Here is a 17,456-nt window from a genome sequence, read left to right as displayed (position 1 = left end):
GTGTGGTGCTTCCCTATCCGGTATAGGCCCTGCGGCGGTATGTTAACACCGGCGATTTGCTGGCAACAAGGTGCTGGCTGGTGATTCTATGGTCTAGAGGGAAGACGAGGGATGTCTGGGGGGCAGGCTGGATGTCGGCTCAATGGTATCGATGATTCCACCGCCAAGAACATGATCTCCATCATAGAATACGGCGGATTGCCCAGGACTGAGTGCTCGTTGCGGTGTCCTGAATTGGACCATCATCTTTCCAGCCGAGAGAGGGATCGTCGTGGCTGGTGCAGGAGGGGTGGCATAACGCACTTTACAGTCGACGACCGTGGGAGCGGTCAGAAGTCTTGGGTCGAGAATATTCAGATCTTTCACGGTGCAGGCGGAGCTAAGGAGGTGCTCTTCCGGCCCAAGGACCACGGTATTGGTAGTCGGTTGGACGCGCTGGACGTAGAGCCGTTGTCCCGTCGCAACCCCTAATCCTCTCCGTTGCCCCGGTGTATAGAAAGGAATCCCCTTATGGGTTCCCAGGGTTGCGCCGGTTTCGTCGACAAAGTTGCCGGGTGTGGCTTGGAGGTCTGGTTGCTCCTGAAGGAAGGTGCGGTAGTCGCCATGACTCACAAAACAGATTTCCTGACTTTCCCTCATCTCTTCTTCCGGTAGCCCAAGGGCGGCAGCTTCTTTCCAGACATCGGCCTTCTGCATTGTCCCAACAGGGAAGAGCAATCGGTTCAGCCAAGAGGTCTGGATGCGGTAGAGGAAATAACTTTGATCCTTGCGGGCATCAGCGCCTTTCATGAGGGAGGGGCGATCCCCGCGTTTATCCACATGGGCATAATGGCCGGTGGCGACGAATGAGATGCCTTTTGAGTCCGCGAGTTCGATGAGTTGCCGGAGTTTCACCCGTTCGTTGCAGCGCACGCAGGGGTTGGGCGTGGTTCCATTCGCATAGGCGGCAATAAAATCGTCAATGACCGCTGTCCGGAACTGGACTCTGGAGTCCACGAGTTCGTGCGGGATGTTGAGTTGTTTGGCGACGTATCTCGCGATGCCAACTTTGCAACAGCCGCGCTCCTCCCATCGCTTCGAGGCCGCGACCTCTTCGTTCTCGTGCTCCCAGACCTGGAGGGTAACGCCGTGGACTTGAAATCCCTGGCGAGTCAGAAGGAGGGCGGCGACGGAACTATCGACTCCCCCACTCATACCGAGGAGGACGGTTGGACGTGACATAGTGGAGCTATTGTACTTGGCTGACTAAGGAAAGGGCTAGAGGTCGGGGGTGCGTATTTTATTTCGATGGAGGGTGAGGTCGTGGACATTCTTGGACGGTTGGGGATGCTCCTCGACCCAGCGATGGGCGCCCATATCGCACATGCCATGGAAATGCGCTCCGTCCTCAATGGCAATGGCAGGAGTTCGGATATCCCCGATGAGAACGCCCTGTTTGAGGATTTGGATTCTTTCTGTGGCAGTGACGGTCCCGTTAATCTTCCCGCTGGTGAGCAGTGTGCCGGCGGAAATGATTCCCTTGACCACGGCAAACTCACCCACGATCAATGTGCCCGTGGTATGTATTTCACCTTCCAATTTTCCGTCGATGCGGACGGTGCCGTCGAAGTTCACGACGCCTTTGAATTCAACCCCTCTCCCAAGGAACGTGAAATTGTCATCGTCCGAGGGGGATGATTTCTTATCGCCAATTGCCCACATGCGATCAAAGGTCCTTCCAGCTTACAGGTACGGCAGGCTCACCGGGCATCACGGGTTTAGGACCCCGATGAGCGTATGAATTGTGTAGCCGAGGGAATTACCCGTTTATCCTTTTTATGCTACCTTGGTTTGAGATGCCAACCGGGTGAAGGGGCGTTTCCCGAGAGACTTCTCGAATGCCTTGCGACATTTCGAGCGTTCCGTTAAAGAGCACACCTTCTTCGATTGAGAGCATAGGCGTCTTAATTCCGCCATTGACGACGGCTGGGGCGCGGAGCTTAATTTTTTCTTTCGCGACGACGTCGCCCGTAATCTTTCCCTTGCAAACAATGGTGCCGGCTGTCACTTTCGCCGTGATCACGGCCTCTTCGCCCACGAGGAGGACGCCGTCGGTGTGAATTTCTCCGTCGAGAGAGCCATCGATTCGGACGGTTCCGTTATACGAGATGGTGCCTTTAAACTCGACCCCTTTCCCGACAAAAGCGCTGACATCTTCTGCGGCTTCCTGTCGGCCAAGGTTGGAAGAGAGTGAGTTATCTTCAGCCTCGACTTCCTCCGCCATGGTGCGCTTTCCCTCAGGCTTGTCTGATTTCCACATAATCGCTGCTCCTCCTTTGGCTCCGTGCGTAAAGGGTAACGGGTTAACTCCTGTTAGGTCCTGTATCGGAGTGTCTAGGGTAGATATTTAGCGTTAGTTGATAGAAAAGCAACTAATATGCCTTTCTCAGCATGCATCTGAAGCCCGGGGAAACTGGCATGCTGGCTAGGAAAGAAGATTGTCGATGATGCCCTCCAGCTCTGGTTCGGAATAATAATGAATGACGACTTTCCCGCCTTTCCTGCCTGGTTCGATGGTGACGCGCGTTCCAAACCTCTTTTGAAGCCGTGATTCTATGTCACTCCAATGAGACGTGGTCGTTGGTGGCTTTGCCCGTTTTCTTGTGTTGCTTGAGGTGGTGACGAGGCGCTCGGTTTCACGAACGGAAAGGGCCTGCGCCGCAACGGTCTTCGCAACTTTGCATTGAGCCTCCGGAGTGTCCAGGCCTAGAAGAGCTTTGGCGTGTCCGGCCGAAAGGACTCCGGATTCTACAAGAGTTTGCACGTCATAGTGAAGGTTGAGTAGACGTACGGAATTTGCCACAGAGGATCGATCGCAGCCGACCTTTTGAGCGATGCTGTCGTGAGTCAATCCGAATTCGTTCATCATTCTCGAATACGCCCTGGCGGTTTCCATGGGATTGAGGTCTTCACGTTGAAGATTTTCAACGAGGGCGAAGAGGATCGCTTCTTGGTCGCTACAATTGCGTACGACCGCTTGAATGGTGTCGAGGCCGCCTCTTTGGTGGCGCGCCACCGCCGCTCACCTGATATGAGCTCAAAAATGCCGTCACCTTTTCGACGGACTAAAATCGGCTGAAGCAAGCCGCTCTCTTTTATTGAGGCGGCGAGTTCTGCTAGTTCGGCGGGGTGAAAGATTTGCCGAGGTTGGTAGCGATTCGGCACGATCGCATCAATTTTGATCTGCTGGACATCTGCCGCATTGCTTGGGGTGGCTGCTTGCCCGCCCGGCAGCAACGCATCGAGTCCTCTACCTAGTGCTTTTTTCTCCATGATCGAGAAACTCCTTTGCGAGTGAGAGATAGGCCTGTGAACCCGATGAGGCCGCATTATAGAGAATGCCCGGCCGACCGTAACTCGGAGCTTCAGCCAGCGTCACATTCCGCGGAATGACGGCTTGGTAGACCTTACTTCCAAAATGATTTCTGACTTGTTCGGACACCTGGCGGGCCAACGTGTTGCGCGCATCGAACATGGTCAGCACGATTCCCTCTATGAAGAGATCGAGATTGATGGACTGCTTTACCCGCTCGATACTGCCTATGAGCCTGGAGAGTCCTTCCATCGCATAGTACTCACATTGCACTGGAATGAGAACCGATTTTGCCGCGGTAAGGGCGTTAATTGTAAGGATGCCGAGAGCTGGGGGGCAATCAAGCACAATGACGTCGTATACATTATGGATATTTTTGATTGCGTCACGGAGGTGGTTCTCCCGTCCGTCAGCATTAGCTAGCTCGATTTCAGCTCCTGCGAGATCAGCATTTGAGGGCAGTATGGATAGTCCGTTGATGCTCGTTTTTAGAATGATGTTCTCGCAAATATCTTGTTTTATTAAGCAGTTATATATTGTTTTCTGTAATGATCGAGGATCGACTCCAACTCCACTGGTTGCATTACCCTGTGGGTCCAGATCAATCAATAAGACGGATTTATCTTGGAGCGCGATTGCCGCTGCAAGGTTGACTGAAGTCGTTGTTTTTCCGACTCCCCCTTTTTGATTGGCAACCGCAACTATCCTTGTCATTGATCGCCTTTCCTAAAGAGAGAGGCTGTTCCACGTGGAACAGCCTCTCTCTGCTATTCACGATGAAAAAGAGAGACTTGTAAGAACTCTTGGCCCATATCCAGCAGGAAGGTCAAAGGAGTATTCATTCTCAACTATGGTATTTGACGGAAGTCTTGCTCTGTCAACAAGGGTTGAAAGAAATAGAAGTATTTTCCCATTGCTGGTCAATATGGTTCTTGATAAGCCAATGATGAATTCAAATTTTATCCCCCGTGCAATAACGTAGTTGGCTTGTTCGTGATTTGTGAAGCTATCTACGAATTGCTCCAATGACCCTTCAAAAACATCAACGCCTCTTAGTCTCAGTAACCCAATGATATATCGCAAGAAAGATGATTTCTTTTTTGATGGTTCGATGAGGACAAATCTGATGTCTGGTCGGAGTATTTTTATCGGTATTCCTGGAAATCCTGCACCAGAGCCAATGTCAAAGATGAGACTCCCGTCTATAAAACATTCTGCTTTAATAGCAGCAATTGAATCGATGAAATGCTTGATCACAATTTCTTCATCTTTGACGATGCTTGTTAAATTCGTGGTTTTGTTCCACTCTTTAAGCTGTTTCAGATAGATCATGAACTTGCTGACTTGGTCGGCAGTCATGTTTATCCCTATCGAAGAAGCTGTGCTGGACAATAGTGATTGGATATCTGTTCTCTGTTCCACGTGGAACACATACGTGATTGAAACTGTGAGGTCAAGGGAAAGGTAGGAGGACTTCGGTAGTTGCGTCAAACTTCTGCTGGTTGTTGGCCTTGCCGTTTAAATTTCTCTATTGCGACGATGAGAAGTGAAACCGCTGCAGGAGTGACTCCTGCGATTCGTGATGCTTGTCCAATTGTTGCCGGTCTTACGCGAGAAAACTTTTCAAGTACCTCGCGAGAGAACCCTTGAACGGCTCCATAATCAAAGCCTAAAGGTATGGCTTTTAGTTCGAGCCTTTTGAATTGTCCAATTTGCTGTAGTTGTCTTCTGATATAGCCTTCGTACTTTATTTCCAATTCAACTTCGTCAATGATTTCATCGCTTTCAATAGATACACCGTCAAATTTCATCAGAAGATCTCTATATGAATATTCCTGCCTCTTGAGTAGTTGTGCAAATGTTTGAGACGAGTGGCGATCATCAATGGTTAACCAATTCAACCGTGCGCAAATTTCATCTGTAATTTTTGGCCTGGTTGTACTCAATCGCCCAATTTCACTGGCAATACCATCACGTTTCTTAAGGAGCCGATCATAATTATGCTGTGAAACCAATCCGACCTGATGACCGATATCCATTAAGCGTAGATCCGCATTCCCATGTCTTAAGAGAAGTCGGTACTCGGCTCGAGATGTGAACATACGATAGGGCTCACGCGTATCTTTCGTAATCAAATCGTCGATGAGCACACCAATGTAGGCTTGTGATCGATCAAGAATGAGTGGTTCCAATCCACGAATCTTCAATACTGCGTTAATTCCAGCCATGATTCCTTGAGCAGCCGCCTCTTCATATCCTGATGTTCCATTGATCTGTCCCGCATGATAGAGCCCGGAAACGTTCTTTGTTTCAAGAGTCTGGTGAAGTTGACGTGGAGGAAAATAGTCATATTCAATCGCATAGCCAGGCTTGAGCATTTTGGCGTGCTCAAGGCCTGGGATGGTGCGAAGTATTTCGCTCTGTACATCGACTGGAAGGCTTGTTGATATTCCGTTCGGATAAAACTCTTTTGTATCAATTCCTTCTGGTTCAATGAATATTTGATGCCGTTCACGCTCGGCAAAGCGAACGATTTTGTCTTCAATGGAAGGACAGTATCGCGGACCAACCGCGTCTATGATGCCGCTATAAAGGGGTGAGCGATCGAGATTATTGCGAATGATTTCGTGGGTTTGTTTGTTTGTGTAAGTTAAATGGCAAGGAAGCTGAGGCGTAGAAATACGCTTTGTACGATGGGAAAATGGTGTGGGGGGAGTATCGCCAGGTTGCGGCACCATGACCGAGAAATCGATTGAGTCACGATCGAGTCGAGGCGGAGTACCGGTCTTCAGTCGGCCCAGTTCGAACCCCAAGTCACGCATGCAATCGGAAAGGTGTTCTGCGGAGGCTTCTCCGGCGCGCCCGGCCGGAAAGTGGTTCAGGCCGATGTGGATAAGTCCCTTAAGGAAAGTACCTGATGTAAGGACTACCGCGCGTGCGTTGACCGTCACGCCATCTCCTGTCACCACGCCGGTTACGCACGGCCCTGAAGTGAGGAGGCGATCAACTGTGCCTTCTTGAATCGTGAGACAGGGCTCAGCAGCTAAGGTCTGTTGCATGGCTATGCGGTACAGCTTCTTATCGCATTGCGCACGCAACGCTCTGACGGCCGGTCCTTTGCTAGTATTGATAAACCTAAATTGAATGCCGGCTTGATCGGTGTTTCTACCCATCTCCCCGCCTAGGGCATCGATTTCTTTCACCAGGTGGCCTTTGGCGATTCCCCCGACTGCCGGATTGCAGGACATCTGGGCGATTCGATCTTTTTCCATGGTCAGCAACAGGGTTCGTGCACCCATGCGAGCTGCAGCGAGAGCGGCTTCGCACCCCGCATGTCCTCCACCGACTACAATTACATCGAACGTCAGATCCATAAATCACCCATTATTTCCCGATGCAAAACTGAGAAAAAATTCGATGGAGGACCTCATCCGAGGTAATGACCCCGGTAATTTCACCAAGCGTATCTGCGGCACCCCGAAGATCCACCGCCACGCATTCCGGATGTGTGCCTGACTCGATTGATTCAAGGGCCTTTGCCAGATAGTCACGGCATCTCAGAAGAATCTCCTGATGTCGAATATTTGTAATCGTGACACTTTGAGAGGGCTCGAGACTGCGGAGTCCAACGCTGTCCTTGATGACCTCTCGCAATGCCTTGAGGCCTTCACCCGTCACAGTCGATATCGGCAACGGTACTCCACCACCTGGTAAAGAGAAGTGGCTAGACAAGTCCGCTATCTGACCGGGAGTGAGCAGGTCTATCTTGTTCAGAGCGACGACCATATTTCCCCTGTCAAGCAAGGGGGTGTTAAATATTGTGGCAGCCTGGGCCAAATCAGTCGCGTCAATCACAATGATAAGAAGGTCGGCATCACGCACAGCTTCTTCCGTACGGCGAATGCCTTCTCGCTCAATGGCATCGATGGTTTCCCGTAACCCGGCCGTGTCAACGAGGGACAGCGTGGCTCCGTCAAAGTGGACGGTCTCTTCGATCAGGTCGCGTGTCGTTCCCGGAGTATCGGTAACGATCGCTCGACTCTCTCCCAATAATCGATTCAGCAGACTCGACTTACCGACATTGGGCCGGCCTACGATGACGACCCGTGCACCCTCCCTCAGCACACGGCCGGTCCTTGATGAACTCAGAGCGGCGTCGATTGTGTCCGTAGTCTCTCGTAGCACCTTCTTCAATTCATCTCGGCCAACGAACTCAATATCTTCTTCGACAAAATCGATCCCCGCTTCAAGGTGAGCCAGCATGGCTAAAAGTCGTGATCTCAATTGATCGACTTCCTGCTTTAGATCTCCCCGAAGGTGGCGTTGGGCAATAGCCAAGCCCTGCTCGGACGTGGCTTTGATTGTCGCGAGGACGCCTTCAGCTTGGGACAAATCCAAACGGCCATTCAAGAAAGCCCGCTTCGTAAATTCCCCAGGCATTGCTAGGCGGCATCCTGCCTGGAGGCAAGATTCGGAAATCATGGCCAGCCCGGCCTGGCTCCCATGCGCATGAATTTCGAGGACATCTTCCGCCGTATACGAGCGCGGTGCTTTCATGTAGACCACCAGCGCCTCATCAATGGGAGTCTCGAAACGCAACGACGTTTCAGTTTGCGAGGCATCCGCCTGCCAGATATCGGCAAGGTAGAGACGATGCGACTCTATTGTGCGCAGGGGTATTCCTGAACGGATGCGGATGAACCGGCTGGCGATCAGGAGGGTTTCAGGTCCGCTGATACGTATAATTCCAATCCCACCTTCGCCTACGGGAGTGGCGACGGCGCAGATTGTATCTCCTGACCCTCCAGCATTTCGCATGGTCGAACTCTATCGTCGGTGCCATCCCGGGCTCGTCGCAGAGCGGATGGCCATCCGTAAAAAGGCCGATGGTTCAAATAACCGGCTTGTTCGCAAAAATCACGCGATCGGTAATCAGCTGCTGGGAAATGGTGAGCACGTTATTTGTGAGCCAGTACAACACCAGGCCCGCCGGGAAATTAATGAATAGAAAGGTCATAAATGCCGGAAGCATCAACATGATCTTCGCTTGGGTCGGATCCATCGTGGTCGGAGTAATTTTCTGCTGAACCACCATCGTCACTCCCATAATAATTGGGAGGACATAATAGGGGTCCTGTACTGACAGGTCAGTAATCCATGCCATGAAGGGTGCCTGACGCAGGTCGATAGTCATATAGAGAATGTTGAAGAGAGCCACAAAAACGGGCATCTGTAAGACCATCGGGAGGCATCCCCCGACGGGATTCACCTTATGATCGCGATAGAGCTTGATTAACTCTTTGTTGAGCCGGTCCCGGTCCTCCTTAAATTTTTCCTGAATCGCCAAGACTTTTGGCTGAATGACCTGCATTTGTTTCATCGATTTGTAGCTCTTGTACTGGAGCGGCACAAAGAGAACCTTGAGCATCATCGTGAGTAGAATAATGGTCACGCCGTAGTTATGGGTGTAGTCGTTGATGAAGCGAAGTACGTAGAAAATTGGTTTGGCGACGGCCTTCACCACTCCCCAGCTGCCAAAAACAAACCAGCCGAAGTCGATCGTGTCTTCGATCCCAATTTGCATCGCCACGAGGGTATCGTACTCTTTAGGGCCGGCGTAGAGCTGGAGGTTCAAAGGGGATCTAGATGACTGGGCAGAGAAACGCACACTTGCCGAAAGCAGTTTGTCGCCTTCCTTCTTGACCACTGTTGAGGAGGCCTGCTTGGGGATCAAGACGGAAAGGAAATATTTGTCTTGCAGCGCGAGCCAGTGCACGGCGCCCTTGCGCTCGATTTCAGAGTCCGGCGCGTCCTTATCGACCTTGTCATCGACGAGGGACGCTGAACCGATTTGGCCGATCAAGCCATCGCCCCATTCCACAATTCCGAAATTCGTCCCCAAGCCAATGGTCAGTTCACCATCCAGACCAGTCGATCGAATTCCAATGTCGACAAGGTAGCTGTCAGCGTGGAAGGTCAAGATCTTCTCGATGAGAAGATTCTTCGCTTCATCGCGAAACTGAAAGGTCATGTGGCCGATCGGGTGGGCACTGTCGAGGTTGGAGAAATCTCGTGTGACGGTGTAGAGACCGCTACCCAATGCCTTGGTCAATTCTGCGTCAGTGGCGGTGATGGCTAATGGTCCGGCAAACTTTGATCCCTGCCGGACCAATTGGACCGGCGCGGAATCGGTCGCGGTCTGTTGATACCGTTTCAGTTCCCAGCTCGTCAGGACTGCACCGCGAGTCGAGATCTTTGCACGGTACAGATCCGTCTCAATACTGACAGTTTCTTCCGCTGGAGGAAGTGGAGCAGCTGGTCCTTCAAGCCCTGGCGAGGAAGTGTGGTTTGGTCCATGTGACTGTGCCGTGCCTGGGCCAGCCGATGCCGATATTGGGGTTGCTTCGGTCGACGGGGTTGTCTGTTCCGTCTCAGGTGATGCGGAGGTCTCTTGTGTGGGCAAGGGTTGTGGAAGCCAACCCATCTCTTTCAGTGCGTAGTCGTATCCAAAAATAATCGCCAGAGATAGCACCAAGAAAACGATGACCCGTTTCTCCATCATCTAGATACGTACTTTCTTCAACAATGTTGAACTATTTTTTAACCGGGTCAAACCCACCGGCATGAAAGGGATGGCATTTGAGTAAGCGGATCACGGTCAGTCCCAGACCTTTCAGGCAGCCTCGCTGGCGTATGGCATCCATCGCGTATTGGGAACAGGTCGGATCAAATCGGCATGCCGGACTCAGCCACGGTGAGATTACATATCGGTAGCCTTGAATCAGTCCGACCAGGAGACGGCGCATGCTAGATCGACCTCGTGTTCAGAAGGCGATGTTTGGACAGTGTGGCGGTCCACAATTCCTTGAGCTCGCGGAATGAAAGAGTCAGGGCGTCTCGCTTGGGGAATACAAGCAGGTGGTAGCCAGGAATCAAGTCTGGATAGATAGCTCTCACGAGTTCGCGGAACCGTCGCTTGGACCGATTGCGTTTGACCGCATTGCCAAATCGTCTGCCAACGACGATTCCCACCTGACTCACTGCACCCTCCGTCCGGCTCGCGAGCAAATTGAAACATTGCGTGGAGCTGCGACGCCCGTGCCGCTTCACTTGTTCGATATCCCGACTGACTCGCAAGAACATAACGTCAGTTCTGGCTTGTGAGCTCATGTCGTGCGCCCACCAGTATGTGAGAGTATTCGTTGGCGGCGGTAACCGGCAGGAGTCGAGCAGACAGCCCATCACGTAGGGCGTAAGGAGAAGCAGATTCCCTCTCCAGGCTGCACGCACTGGAACTCATGCGGAGCAAGCTAGGCAAACGTTCGAATCCAGCCCCTTCTCGGCATCTGAAATTGAAACGCTAGACTGCCAGCCGAGCGCGACCCTTTGCCCGACGGCGTGCCAAGACCTTCCGTCCGTTCTTTGTGCTCATGCGTTTGCGAAATCCATGTTCGCGCTTCTTTTTCAAGTTTGAAGGCTGCTGAGATGTAAAAGACATAACAATCCCCCTAGGACTTCACGGTTCGTTTAGATAATCGAGTTGCGCATTATATTGGCCATGCACTCAGGTGTCAATTTACTCAGGGCTTCAAAGCGGATTAATTAGTCGGTGTACTTCTTATCGTCGAGAGATAGTCTGTAAGTCGTAAGATATTAATTTCTGAGGCGTTTTTGTAAGTTCAGCGGCCAGAGTGCCACAGGGGGCACTTTCTCTTGGGCCACGGTTCTTCATAAACAGGTGTTTCTCCAAGTGGCGATCCTCTAAATTGACAAAATGAGCGTGGCATTAAGCTTGCCAGTACTATGCAGAATCGCGCTATCGCTTTGACTGCTTGATGGCAGGTCCGATGCTTCGATGAGTGCCCACATTCAATCAATTACATTACAGGAGGTTCTCTCACATGGGTAGAATTCTAACTAGCATGCTTGCGCTTACGGTCGCTGCCATGTTCTCAACCGGTACCTACCTGCATGCGCAGGAAGCAGCTCCAGCTACGGCACCAGCCGCCACTGCGCCAGTCCCAGCCCCAGTTGCTCCTGCTGCCCCAGCGATGGGTGCTCCGGCTGAAACTGAAAAGAAAGTGGATGGAGAAAAAGAAAAGAAAGTAAAAAAGAACAAAAAGGGCGGCAAAGGCAAGAAAAAGGGTAAGGAAAAGAAGAACGGCTAAGTTTTCTCCCTCCCTTCTATACCAGGCTGAGAAGGTCTCGCATGTTCAGTGAGGGGCCTTCTCAGTCGAGGAAGCGCGCAGTGCGTACGGCAGGCCCCCCACTCGAACCATAAGGAGAAGTATGATGAACGTCACGATCAATCGGCTCGCGCCACTGATGCTTGGAGCCATTTTGCTCGCGGGCTGTGCTAAGCCCCCGGCCGAGCAACTCGATGCGGCTGAAAAGGCGCTAAAGGAAGCTCAGATGAGCGGAGCGGCGATCTATACCGCGCAAGACTATGCCAAGCTCGAAGCCTCTCTGGCAGCCATGAAAAAAGAAGTGACGGATCAGGACGGAAAGTTTGCCCTCTTTCGCGATTACGGGAAAGCCGAGCAACTGGCGGCTTCTGCCAAGGCCGATGGTGAACGGGTCAAGGCCGATGCCGTGAAAAAGAAGGAAGAGGCGAAAGCCGGTGCGCTTCAGGCTCAGCAAGTCGCTCAGGAAGCGGTGAAGTCGGCGGTTGATCTCGTGGCCGGTGCGCCGGTGGGTAAAGACCGTGCAGCACTTGAGGCCATCAAGAATGATGTCGAAGCCTTGAAAGCCTCGTTGAATCAGATCCAATTAGCGATCGATAAAGAAGACTATCCGGCTGCCCAGACGCAGGCAAAAGCCATCCATGACAAGGGGCAAGCGGTCTCTGCGGAATTGCAGAATGCCTTGGCGAAAGTCGGGAAGGGAAAACCTTCTGCGCATAAGAAAAAGTAAGGTAGTATTGATTCATGGCCACCGTTTCAGTCCCCTCAGTCAGAAGTGGTTTGATCGCTCTCGCCCAAGGACTCTTCCTGGCGGGGGCGTTCTCTGCCTGTGTCCAAGCCATTCCGCCTGAACTGGTCAGTGCAGTCGATCGGATCGATCAGCAGCTGGTTGCGCTCAAAGCACCGGAAATCGCGCCTGAAGAATATGCTCGTTTTGTGCGGCAATGGGTGCCGCTCCGTGCCCGCGTACAGTCGGATGATGACTTGGTGCGATGGCCGTGGGAAACGAATGAGCTCGAAACAGAGCTTCGCCGGCTACGCGAAGAAGGTGGGAATACCCTTGCGAAGCTGCATGGCGAACGTCAAGCCCAGCAGCATCGCGCCCAACTGAATGTCCTGCGCGTGGAAGAGCGGCTCCGCGCGCTCTCCTCACAAATTGACGCCATTGATGGCCGCATTGTGTTGGGTGGGAAACCAGTCCAGACTGATTTGTTGGTGAAGCAGGCCCGAGCGTTCTACGATCAGCATGATTATCAGCGTTCAATTGAAGCCGCCGATTTAGCCGGCAAGGCTCTGCGTGTGCAGGCCGCGCTTCTTGCTCGCGAGCTCGGGCGATATGCGGATGAGCAACATATTCGCAGTTGGCAGGCCTTGGCGCAGCAGACAATCGAGTGGTCCCGGACCCACCGATCAACCGCCATTATTGTCAGCAAAGCGGAGAGAGTTCTGACGCTCTATAAAAATGGAAGCAAGGTGGTATCATACCCTGTCCGTTTAGGGTTCAATGGTATTCGTGAAAAGCAATTTCAGGGTGACGGCGCCACGCCGGAGGGACGATACCGTATCACGGATAAACGTGGAGCGGGCCGGACACAGTTTTACCGAGCGCTGGTCATTGATTACCCGAACCAGGACGATCGTCGTCGATTCGCACAAGGCAAGAAGGTCGGGCGCATCCATGCTGCGAAGCAGATCGGAGGCCAGATCGAAATCCACGGCGTTGAAAATGAATTGATGGCGCAAACCCTGGGCTGCGTCATGCTCGACAATGTGCAGATGAGTGCGCTGTTCGAGCGGGTGGAACCGGGAAGTGTGGTCAGCATCGTCGGCGCGTTAACCGGACACAACGCCGTCGCGACGGCGTTGGCTCAGTTGGGTGAACACGGAGAAGAAACCTGAGGCTGGTTCCATGAAGCGAGTCCTGCTCCTTATAGGTTCGGTCCTCTCCGTCGGCTTGTTCGCGGCCCTGCTTTCGTACAGTAGCAGCCAACTTCAGTCCTCCATCGCCTCGGCCCCTCAGTCTCCCGTCGTGGATCCCAGCGTCCTCCGAGGTTTGCAAAATCAATACAAGAGCCTCAAGAAACAGCTTGCGCAATTTGCGCCCCATCAACACTACATTCTCGTGGATACTGCGCGAAATCACCTCTATGTCAAACGCAGTCAAGAGATCGTGTTGGATGCCATCGCCTCCACCGGGAGCGGGGTCGTGCTCGATAAGCCGGGTGAAGGGAATACCCAATGGGTCTTCGATACCCCGCGCGGAGAATTTACGGTGCAATCTAAATTGACACATCCGGCTTGGGTGAAGCCGGATTGGGCCTTCATTGAAGAAGGGCTCGTGGTTCCCAAGAATCCCGCTGACCGAGTCGAGCAAGGCGTGCTGGGCGACTATGCGCTTGGATTTGGGAAAGGCTACTTTATTCATGGCACGCTCTATACAAGACTGCTCGGCAAGAACGTGACCCATGGGTGTATTCGACTCAATGACGATGACCTAAAGAGTGTCTACCAGCTCGCCCGAGTGGGGACACCGATCATGATTTTCTAGCGGAATGTGGAAACCGTCCTCCAACGGCGTTCTCGCGTCACACAGAGACTCAATGTGCCGCCGTGTCCGCCTTGCCTCGCTGCTCGCTGCGGCCTTGCTGAACGAGCTGTTTCCGTCTCCTGCCAATTCACGCCCTGCACACAGATGCTAGCGATGCTCGTATCAATTGCTCTTTCCATGCTGCTTCTTTTTCCGGTTCCGGGGTGGACCGCCGAAGGCGAGGTCTTTCCCGATCTTGATACAAGCGATCCAGTCGCGTTACAGGAGGGCTCGCGGGTTCTCGAAGAGGAACTCAAGCTGGCTGCGCGGCCTCAAACCTATCTGCTCATCGATCTTATGTCAGGGGGCATCTATATTAAGGCTCGCGGCGTGGATCTTCACAGGCTTTCCATTACCGCATGGACGGCGACGGAGCTTTCGCGATTGACGGGAACTTTTCGTTTGACGGCCCGTCCCCCGGTGATTCGCCGAAAAATTGATCCGTCTGCGACAGCCGAGCAGGAGCCGATTTCTCTGTCTGATATGCCGACGGAATATCGGCTGTCGTTTACCCCAGCCATGACTCTGGATATCGAGTCTGCTGAGGCGCAAGGGACGATGGGATGGATTCACGCGACAAGCCGGAAGGCCTGGAAACAGCTGCGTGCCTGGAAACAGCAGTTGGCGGAGACTCAATCGCCCGATGAAACTCCGACCCTCAGCTTGACTCTTTCGAGCGAGGAAGCTCAGTCCTTAGCCTGGTCTACGGTAAATGGCATGTCTGTGATGATTCGTCGTCCCTCCGAGCCCTAACGGATCACCCCTGTCAGGACACATTGCGTTTTGGATGATTGATTCCTAATATATAGTCGCGTGCTAATTAAAAGCCTTCGGTGACTCAACCAAGGAGAGCCCACATGGCCATTTCTTCTTCCAGAGAACATCTTGCCGAGCCGTACAACGCAGTCGTTCGCGATGCGAGTGCGTCGATCGTTCGCCATCAAGTTGTGGAGAGGCTGTGGTCCAAAGACTACCGCCTGTGGAAACCTGAGCCCACGGAAATTACCAATCGACTGGGCTGGCTGACATTGCCCGAGGACATGCTTGCGCACGTATCGGCGTTGAAAACATTGGCTGCTGAGGCGAGAAAAGAAGGCATCAGGGATGTCGTCCTGCTCGGTATGGGCGGCAGCAGCCTCGGCCCCGAAGTCTTTCGTACATCATTCGGTTCAAAAAAAGGAGCCCCGCGCCTCTGGGTGCTCGACACGACTGTGCCGGGATGGGTTCGCTCGGTCACCAAGTCGATTCTTCCTGCCCGCACATTCTTTCTCGTGGCTAGCAAGTCGGGCGGGACGATCGAAGTCATGTCCCTCTTCGCGCATTTCTGGAAACTTGTGGCGGGAACGAAGGGGAATCGCGGCGGCCAGCAGTTTATTGCGATCACTGATCCAGGCACCGGTCTTGAGACCATGGCGCGGGAACACGGCTTTCGGAAGATTTTCAGCAATCCGCCTGATATCGGCGGGCGGTATTCCGTCCTCTCATTGTTTGGGTTAGTTCCGGCGGCCTTGATGGGGCTCGATATTCCTCGCTTGTTGGGGCGCGCGGGAAAGATGGCCGACCGTTGCCGCGAGGGCCGTTCCGTAGAAGGCAACCCGGGTGTCTACCTTGGAGTGGCGATGGGGACGCTCGCCAAAGCCGGAAGGGACAAGGTGACCATTCTCGCATCCCCTCCCATCGATACCTTCGGTCTATGGGCTGAGCAATTAATAGCTGAAAGTACCGGCAAAGAGACCAAGGGGATTGTCCCTGTCGCGCAGGAGCCTGTCCTTGCGCCAGGGATGTATGGATCCGATCGAGTGTTTGTCTATCTCAGGCTGAAGGGCGCAAAAAATGAGACCTTGGATCGTCACGTTGAAGCCCTCGCGCGTGCCGGGCATCCTGTTCTCACGTTTGCGCTGCGTGATCCGTACGATCTCGGCGCTGAATTTTTCCGTTGGGAATATGCCACCGCTGTGGCGGGCCATGTGCTGGGTATCCAACCGTTCGATCAGCCCAATGTGCAGGAGAGTAAAGACAATACCAGGCGAGTGCTCGATGGCTATCAGTCCACCGGCCGGCTGCCTGAAGCGGTGGTGAGTACCCCGGCTGAAGCGGCTGCCGAGCTGGCCGGCCATCTCCACGCCGGTTCGTATGTCGCCATCTTGGCGTATACAACCCCTTCAAAGCCGCTTGAGACCGCGATCCGGCGCTTGAGGAAGGCCTTGGTACAGCAGCATCATGTCACGACAACATTCGGGTACGGCCCCCGCTACTTGCATTCGACCGGGCAGTTGCACAAGGGCGGCCCGGCAAGCGGCGTCTTTCTCGAGCTCGTCGATCGCATGACGCCGGATCTCCAGATTCCCGCGCAAACTTTTTCATTCGGCACATTGGCAAAGGCTCAAGCGACCGGCGATCTTGAATCGTTACAGGCTCATGGCCGTCCCGCGATTCGGGTTATGCTTGGCCCTACCCCGGCGGCCACCGTCAACGCCATAGTCAGCCGGTTCGGCGCTCCGGCGGCGCGACCACGCCGGCAGACCGTGCCGGCGAAGCGGTCATCGAGCCGTCGCTCTCGCTAACATGTCGAGCTCTCCTGAAATCCTTGTGTGTCGGCCTGGTCAGGACTGGCTCGACAGAGCCTGCGGTCTTTTCCGGGACATCACTACGCAGACCATTCAGGCGCAGGGCTCGTGCGTCATTGCTCTGTCGGGAGGCACGACTCCCAAAGCGCTCTACGGAGCCTTGACATCGCCTGAATGGAAGACCCAATGCCAGTGGGATCGGATGATCTTTTTGTTCGGCGACGAGCGCGGCGTCCCACCCGATCATCCTGACAGCAATTATGGACTCGCCTTGGAGGCCCTGTTCCGTCCGTTGGGTATCGGACTGTCACAGGTCCATCGAATGAAAGGCGAATCTACCGACCTCAGTCTGGCCGCGGCGGATTATGAGCAGGCGCTCAGGGCCCTCACGCACAGTCCGCCACCGGCGATTCCCCGTCTGGATCTGGTCCTTCTCGGTTTGGGAGAGGATGGCCATACCGCGTCACTTTTCCCTGGGACACCCGCATTGTCGGAGCGGAGCCACCTGGTCGCGGTCGGTCTCTCACCGAAAGGGATTCCTTCTCGTTTGACCCTGACCCTAGGTGTGATCAACCGGGCGACTGTGGTACTGTTCCTGGTAACCGGTACTGGGAAGGCCGAGATGGTACGCGCGGTGCTCCAGTCAAAAACCCAGCCGGAACGGACGCTGCCGGCGGCTCAAGTGAAGCCGGATAGCGGGCACCTCGTCTGGTTGCTCGACGATGCTGCGGCCGGCGCCCTCATGCGATAAGACGACGAGAAGGATT

19 protein-coding genes and 1 pseudogene are annotated in these 17,456 nt (G+C 53.6%); 7 read left to right on the top strand and 13 right to left on the bottom strand.

Going from position 1 to position 17,456, the window contains the following annotated elements; all coding sequences use genetic code 11:
- Positions 1-93 precede the first annotated feature (93 nt).
- The 13 genes and pseudogenes from mnmA to rpmH form a co-directional block, all read right to left on the bottom strand.
- Entirely contained in the window at positions 94-1,221 is a 1,128-nt protein-coding gene (gene mnmA / locus NITLEN_RS06540) for a tRNA 2-thiouridine(34) synthase MnmA (RefSeq protein WP_121988805.1), read from the bottom strand.
- 36 nt (positions 1,222-1,257) lie between these two features.
- Positions 1,258-1,701, bottom strand: a complete 444-nt coding sequence (locus NITLEN_RS06535; protein ID WP_121988804.1) for a bactofilin family protein — start codon at positions 1,699-1,701, stop codon at positions 1,258-1,260.
- A gap of 97 nt (positions 1,702-1,798) precedes the next feature.
- Positions 1,799-2,299 (bottom strand): bactofilin family protein, encoded by a 501-nt coding sequence (locus NITLEN_RS06530; RefSeq protein ID WP_121988803.1) that lies wholly within the window; start codon positions 2,297-2,299, stop codon positions 1,799-1,801.
- 165 nt (positions 2,300-2,464) lie between these two features.
- Positions 2,465-2,596, bottom strand: a complete 132-nt coding sequence (locus NITLEN_RS18965) for a hypothetical protein (RefSeq protein ID WP_484192427.1) — start codon at positions 2,594-2,596, stop codon at positions 2,465-2,467.
- A gap of 114 nt (positions 2,597-2,710) precedes the next feature.
- Positions 2,711-3,312 (bottom strand): annotated as a pseudogene (locus tag NITLEN_RS06520) (ParB/RepB/Spo0J family partition protein); the annotation flags it as partial.
- The gene (locus NITLEN_RS06515; RefSeq protein ID WP_121988800.1) at positions 3,290-4,066 is read right to left on the bottom strand and encodes a ParA family protein; all 777 of its coding nucleotides are present in this window, start codon (positions 4,064-4,066) and stop codon (positions 3,290-3,292) included. The pseudogene NITLEN_RS06520 and the gene NITLEN_RS06515, both read right to left, overlap by 23 nt.
- 57 nt (positions 4,067-4,123) lie before the next feature.
- The gene (gene rsmG, locus NITLEN_RS06510) at positions 4,124-4,711 is read right to left on the bottom strand and encodes a 16S rRNA (guanine(527)-N(7))-methyltransferase RsmG (RefSeq protein ID WP_121988799.1); all 588 of its coding nucleotides are present in this window, start codon (positions 4,709-4,711) and stop codon (positions 4,124-4,126) included.
- Between the two features lie 128 nt (positions 4,712-4,839).
- On the bottom strand, positions 4,840-6,726 hold the full coding sequence (gene mnmG / locus NITLEN_RS06505) for a tRNA uridine-5-carboxymethylaminomethyl(34) synthesis enzyme MnmG (protein WP_121988798.1): 1,887 nt from the start codon (positions 6,724-6,726) through the stop codon (positions 4,840-4,842).
- A gap of 10 nt (positions 6,727-6,736) precedes the next feature.
- Complete coding sequence (mnmE, locus tag NITLEN_RS06500) at positions 6,737-8,170, bottom strand: tRNA uridine-5-carboxymethylaminomethyl(34) synthesis GTPase MnmE (protein WP_121988797.1); 1,434 nt, start codon at positions 8,168-8,170, stop codon at positions 6,737-6,739.
- A gap of 73 nt (positions 8,171-8,243) precedes the next feature.
- Positions 8,244-9,914 carry a membrane protein insertase YidC gene (gene yidC, locus NITLEN_RS06495; RefSeq protein ID WP_121988796.1) on the bottom strand — a complete coding sequence of 557 codons (1,671 nt, stop codon included), beginning with the start codon at positions 9,912-9,914 and terminating at the stop codon, positions 8,244-8,246.
- Positions 9,915-9,945: 31 nt separating this feature from the next.
- Positions 9,946-10,158, bottom strand: a complete 213-nt coding sequence (yidD, locus tag NITLEN_RS06490) for a membrane protein insertion efficiency factor YidD (RefSeq protein ID WP_121988795.1) — start codon at positions 10,156-10,158, stop codon at positions 9,946-9,948.
- Between the two features lies 1 nt (position 10,159).
- Positions 10,160-10,495 carry a ribonuclease P protein component gene (rnpA, locus tag NITLEN_RS18820; RefSeq protein ID WP_425464139.1) on the bottom strand — a complete coding sequence of 112 codons (336 nt, stop codon included), beginning with the start codon at positions 10,493-10,495 and terminating at the stop codon, positions 10,160-10,162.
- Positions 10,496-10,712: 217 nt separating this feature from the next.
- On the bottom strand, positions 10,713-10,850 hold the full coding sequence (gene rpmH, locus NITLEN_RS06480) for a 50S ribosomal protein L34 (RefSeq protein WP_121988793.1): 138 nt from the start codon (positions 10,848-10,850) through the stop codon (positions 10,713-10,715).
- Between the two features lie 403 nt (positions 10,851-11,253).
- Between rpmH and NITLEN_RS06475 the strand changes: the two genes are divergently transcribed.
- The 7 genes from NITLEN_RS06475 (at position 11,254) to pgl (ending at position 17,440) form a co-directional block, all read left to right on the top strand.
- Positions 11,254-11,520, top strand: a complete 267-nt coding sequence (locus tag NITLEN_RS06475) for a hypothetical protein (protein ID WP_121988792.1) — start codon at positions 11,254-11,256, stop codon at positions 11,518-11,520.
- A 121-nt stretch (positions 11,521-11,641) separates the two neighbouring features.
- Positions 11,642-12,265: a hypothetical protein gene (locus tag NITLEN_RS06470; RefSeq protein ID WP_146216119.1), complete on the top strand. Its 624-nt coding sequence runs from the start codon at positions 11,642-11,644 to the stop codon at positions 12,263-12,265.
- A gap of 14 nt (positions 12,266-12,279) precedes the next feature.
- Positions 12,280-13,434, top strand: coding sequence for a L,D-transpeptidase family protein (locus NITLEN_RS06465; RefSeq protein WP_121988790.1), 1,155 nt, complete (start codon positions 12,280-12,282; stop codon positions 13,432-13,434).
- A gap of 10 nt (positions 13,435-13,444) precedes the next feature.
- A complete protein-coding gene (locus tag NITLEN_RS06460) occupies positions 13,445-14,083 on the top strand; it encodes a L,D-transpeptidase (protein WP_121988789.1) in 639 nt (212 codons plus the stop codon).
- Positions 14,084-14,260: 177 nt separating this feature from the next.
- Positions 14,261-14,875: a hypothetical protein gene (locus tag NITLEN_RS06455; RefSeq protein WP_181416684.1), complete on the top strand. Its 615-nt coding sequence runs from the start codon at positions 14,261-14,263 to the stop codon at positions 14,873-14,875.
- 104 nt (positions 14,876-14,979) lie between these two features.
- Positions 14,980-16,686, top strand: coding sequence for a glucose-6-phosphate isomerase (locus NITLEN_RS06450; RefSeq protein ID WP_121988787.1), 1,707 nt, complete (start codon positions 14,980-14,982; stop codon positions 16,684-16,686).
- Position 16,687: 1 nt separating this feature from the next.
- A complete protein-coding gene (gene pgl, locus NITLEN_RS06445) occupies positions 16,688-17,440 on the top strand; it encodes a 6-phosphogluconolactonase (RefSeq protein ID WP_121988786.1) in 753 nt (250 codons plus the stop codon).
- Positions 17,441-17,456: the final 16 nt, after the last annotated feature.

This window comes from Nitrospira lenta (assembly GCF_900403705.1).
Lineage (GTDB): Bacteria > Nitrospirota > Nitrospiria > Nitrospirales > Nitrospiraceae > Nitrospira_D > Nitrospira_D lenta.
This window is presented reverse-complemented; position numbering and strand designations above follow the sequence as displayed.

Excerpts from the sequence above, each read along its gene's own strand:
- NITLEN_RS06455 (WP_181416684.1), top strand. The coding sequence starts at position 14,261 with ATGCTGCTTCTTTTTCCGGTTCCGGGGTGGACCGCCGAAGGCGAGGTC.
- rsmG (WP_121988799.1), bottom strand. The coding sequence starts at position 4,711 with ATGACTGCCGACCAAGTCAGCAAGTTCATGATCTATCTGAAACAGCTT.
- NITLEN_RS06460 (WP_121988789.1), top strand. The coding sequence starts at position 13,445 with ATGAAGCGAGTCCTGCTCCTTATAGGTTCGGTCCTCTCCGTCGGCTTG.
- mnmE (WP_121988797.1), bottom strand. The coding sequence starts at position 8,170 with ATGCGAAATGCTGGAGGGTCAGGAGATACAATCTGCGCCGTCGCCACT.
- NITLEN_RS06465 (WP_121988790.1), top strand. The coding sequence starts at position 12,280 with ATGGCCACCGTTTCAGTCCCCTCAGTCAGAAGTGGTTTGATCGCTCTC.
- mnmA (WP_121988805.1), bottom strand. The coding sequence starts at position 1,221 with ATGTCACGTCCAACCGTCCTCCTCGGTATGAGTGGGGGAGTCGATAGT.
- NITLEN_RS06535 (WP_121988804.1), bottom strand. The coding sequence starts at position 1,701 with ATGTGGGCAATTGGCGATAAGAAATCATCCCCCTCGGACGATGACAAT.
- NITLEN_RS06470 (WP_146216119.1), top strand. The coding sequence starts at position 11,642 with ATGATGAACGTCACGATCAATCGGCTCGCGCCACTGATGCTTGGAGCC.
- rpmH (WP_121988793.1), bottom strand. The coding sequence starts at position 10,850 with ATGTCTTTTACATCTCAGCAGCCTTCAAACTTGAAAAAGAAGCGCGAA.
- pgl (WP_121988786.1), top strand. The coding sequence starts at position 16,688 with ATGTCGAGCTCTCCTGAAATCCTTGTGTGTCGGCCTGGTCAGGACTGG.
- NITLEN_RS06450 (WP_121988787.1), top strand. The coding sequence starts at position 14,980 with ATGGCCATTTCTTCTTCCAGAGAACATCTTGCCGAGCCGTACAACGCA.
- NITLEN_RS06530 (WP_121988803.1), bottom strand. The coding sequence starts at position 2,299 with ATGTGGAAATCAGACAAGCCTGAGGGAAAGCGCACCATGGCGGAGGAA.
- yidC (WP_121988796.1), bottom strand. The coding sequence starts at position 9,914 with ATGATGGAGAAACGGGTCATCGTTTTCTTGGTGCTATCTCTGGCGATT.
- mnmG (WP_121988798.1), bottom strand. The coding sequence starts at position 6,726 with ATGGATCTGACGTTCGATGTAATTGTAGTCGGTGGAGGACATGCGGGG.
- yidD (WP_121988795.1), bottom strand. The coding sequence starts at position 10,158 with ATGCGCCGTCTCCTGGTCGGACTGATTCAAGGCTACCGATATGTAATC.
- rnpA (WP_425464139.1), bottom strand. The coding sequence starts at position 10,495 with ATGTTCTTGCGAGTCAGTCGGGATATCGAACAAGTGAAGCGGCACGGG.
- NITLEN_RS06475 (WP_121988792.1), top strand. The coding sequence starts at position 11,254 with ATGGGTAGAATTCTAACTAGCATGCTTGCGCTTACGGTCGCTGCCATG.
- NITLEN_RS06515 (WP_121988800.1), bottom strand. The coding sequence starts at position 4,066 with ATGACAAGGATAGTTGCGGTTGCCAATCAAAAAGGGGGAGTCGGAAAA.